This window comes from Occallatibacter sp. (assembly GCF_049802275.1).
In the GTDB taxonomy this organism is placed as follows: domain Bacteria; phylum Acidobacteriota; class Terriglobia; order Terriglobales; family Acidobacteriaceae; genus Telmatobacter.
This window is the reverse complement of record NZ_JBARMD010000432.1, coordinates 1-2,957: the sequence shown is the minus strand read 5'-3', so window position 1 is coordinate 2,957 and position 2,957 is coordinate 1. Positions and strand designations below refer to the sequence as shown.

The 2,957-nt window shown below is 55.2% G+C and carries 3 protein-coding genes and 1 pseudogene; 1 reads left to right on the top strand and 3 read right to left on the bottom strand.

The window, feature by feature from the left end; translation table 11 throughout:
* Positions 1–344: hypothetical protein (locus tag WA354_RS15080; protein ID WP_472813841.1), on the bottom strand; the 344-nt coding region annotated here is incomplete at its 3' end.
* A gap of 498 nt (positions 345–842) precedes the next feature.
* Here WA354_RS15080 and WA354_RS15075 point away from each other — a divergent pair.
* Positions 843–1,841: a carboxypeptidase-like regulatory domain-containing protein gene (locus WA354_RS15075; RefSeq protein WP_472813840.1), complete on the top strand. Its 999-nt coding sequence runs from the start codon at positions 843–845 to the stop codon at positions 1,839–1,841.
* Positions 1,842–2,363: 522 nt separating this feature from the next.
* On the opposite strand, the pseudogene WA354_RS15070 reads toward WA354_RS15075, so the two are convergent.
* Together WA354_RS15070 and WA354_RS15065 are read right to left on the bottom strand one after the other, a co-directional pair.
* Positions 2,364–2,723: pseudogene (locus tag WA354_RS15070) on the bottom strand (AraC family transcriptional regulator ligand-binding domain-containing protein); the annotation flags it as partial.
* Positions 2,724–2,830: 107 nt separating this feature from the next.
* Positions 2,831–2,947, bottom strand: coding sequence for a hypothetical protein (locus WA354_RS15065; RefSeq protein ID WP_472813842.1), 117 nt, complete (start codon positions 2,945–2,947; stop codon positions 2,831–2,833).
* Positions 2,948–2,957: the final 10 nt, after the last annotated feature.

Here is a 2,957-nt window from a genome sequence, read left to right as displayed (position 1 = left end):
CTATCGACCGCCCGCTTGAGCACTTTGTCGCACAGCAGTTTCGATCCACTCTGCGACACGATGCGAAAACTCTTGCCCGAGGGACTGTCGAAATTGATATCCACATCCATCTTCGCCGCGATGAGTGATCCAAAACCTTTGTATTGCACCTCATAATGACGGATCGCTTCGTAGTGCTTCAGTTCTCTCGATTGGTCTGCTTCGTGTCGCTGCATCCGATCGACGACTTGGTCCACACCCAAGTTTGCCTGCGTTTGTGCAACCGAAGGTACTAGCGAGACTGCCAACACGATGCAGACCAAAAGCATGACATGAATAAAAGCTGTAGTCTTAGGCCGAGCCATGAGACATCATACCGCGGTAATCCAGCACGCTGGGAAGGCACTGAGCGATAGAACGCTGAACTCAAGCGAACGTAGACCTCGATCTCACCTGTTGACAGTGCTCCGATATCAGTTCAGCGCATCAAACGAATTCGAATGAGAGTCAGAACAGACCGAGGCAGTGCTCAAATGACGAAAACTTCATGCAGCTGCTGTTTACACCCTAAGCGCGAGCACGTCGATATACCGAGCGCAGTGGACTTCCGGACTGGACAGCTGGTTCACGGGAAGTGATAGGAAGAACGAACACAGGAGTATATGCGAAGAGATTGCGCATTGATCGTCTCATGTGATGCGGGAGTGACAGGTGAATCGCCGGCTGTAGCTCAAAGAAGCCGAATTGAAATCGTTTCTAGAACGTTGGTTCCGGCGCTGATCGCCGCAGTGTTTCTGATAGATGTTGGTGCCGTATCTGCTCGTGCTCAACAGACCGACGGGGCCGTCTTGGTCAGGACAGATTTGCCGGATGCACCGGGAGAGGTAGGCGGCGTACTCGACGCGAGCCAAGACCAATCACGGCAATCAAGCAATAAGGGCACATCCGCGATCTCGGGCACCGTCCTGGATACAAATGATGATGTGATCCAGGACGCGAGCGTGGTTCTCACGAGCCGCTCCGGAGGCGAACGCGAAATGCAATCGGGTCCAAACGGACAATTCGCGTTTGCGGCTCTGCCTGCCGGCTCATACAAGATGACGGTAATAGGAAAAGATATGAGCACCTTCGTATCCCCGTGGCTCACGGTGAATCCGGGGGAGATGCGCATCATGTCACCGGTGGTGTTGGCCGTTGCCACCGCGATTGCGTCGGTGACTGTTACGGGGAACAGCGAGGAACTAAAGGAGGAGTTGTCGGAACAGCAAGTCCAGATTGCTGTCGAACAGCGCATTTGGAAGGTGTTTCCAAATTTCTACAGCAGCTATGACTGGAATGCCCCGCCGATGAAACCGAAACAGAAATTTCAACTGGCGTTTCGTTCTATGATGGACCCGATGGCGTTTGCGGGGGCTGCCGGAATCGCGGGCTTCGAACAGTATTACGACATCTTTTCCGGATACGGCGGAGGCAGCGCCGGGTACTTCAAGCGATTCGGCGCCGCATATACAAATGACTTCTCCGCAAGAATGTTGAGCAGCGGCGTATTCGCGACGTTGTTCCACCAGGACCCACGTTACTTCTATAAGGGTACTGGGAGTCTTCAGGAACGCACGATGTACGCAATCTCGTCCGCCTTCATAACCCGGGATGATAACGGACGCAGGCGGCCCAATTACTCGCATGTGCTCGGGGTGTTTGCCTCTGCAGGGCTCTCTAATCTCTACTACCCCAAGGAGAATCGCGGCCTGACTCTGAGCCTTGTGAATGGAGCGGTAGAGATAGCGGGAAATGCGGGTACAAATATTGTGCGGGAATTCATTCTGAAGGGAATCACGTCTCACGCGGGCGGGAAGCACTAGAAGCGATCGATTTACCTTCACCCTTCCGAGTTTTGCATGGGTCTGCGACCCCACCTATATGGATGAAACTCATCTGGGATCGATGAGTTTCGACGGAGTGGGCGCTCGCTTGGCAGTCTTCCATGTCAGAGTAGAATCGAACCCGTAGGAGCCTTTCTTGTCTTTCCCGCTGAACCGGTCGGACACTCACTCATTTCTCCCCGCAGTACTTATCTCATTGGCGTGCGCATCGCTTGCATGCGCACAAAGCCTCGAGCACCGTCCACTTGCCAAGCCCGCCGCGCCTGCCCCAGAGGCCGTTCCGAAAGGGCCGGCCTTGGCTACCATGCCGCCGCTTTATCCGTCTACGACAACTTCATCCAGCGCGGTCGCGACGTGGTCTCCCCAAAGACACGCGTATCGAGATCGAAACCGCCGCTGCGGGCGCCAATCCTCAAGCCGCAAGGTCAATAACCCCGCCCGGTATGAACGTCCTTTTCTGCGATTGATGGAGAATGCCTGAGCAGCGAGCGGAAGGGCAGATTATTGGTCCTCTGAAAGGGGTCTGATCCAGGAATCCGGGCCCGAATCGTCAGCAAGAGCGACAAGGTGGACGCACGGAAGCTGGCCGAGGAACCGGAAGCGAAGTGTCCACTCACCTTTAGATTTGCGTTGCACAATTTCTTCGGGACAAGTCAGCTGTTTGTACCGGTCCACTTGCGCCATCACCTCGCCCAGATTCACCGAACAGAGCGCTGCGATACCGGGCGGGTTGAAGCTCTGCGTCCTCGCGACTGTGCCCAGAAACAAGCCTATAGCCGGATTTCCGCTCATCTGGGCGATGGCTTCCCCTAGAGCAAACGCCTCTTCCGTGGTCAGAAGAAAACGCGGCTTGTTCAGAAGCTCTTGAGAGAGATGCCCGGCGCATCACCTCTTCCAAATGCGCCAAACCTCGTTGCTATTTCGTCCACGCCGGGCCGAGCATGTCGGCCCGGCGCGAGATCCATCGTTTAGTCTTCGGCCGTTGTGGGATCGATCGTCGTTGAGATTTGCGAGATTAGATTCGCCGGAAAGCCACCAAGTTGAGGATGCTCCTTGATCAACTCCTCATGGGGAGCGCGATAGATGCAGTAGACC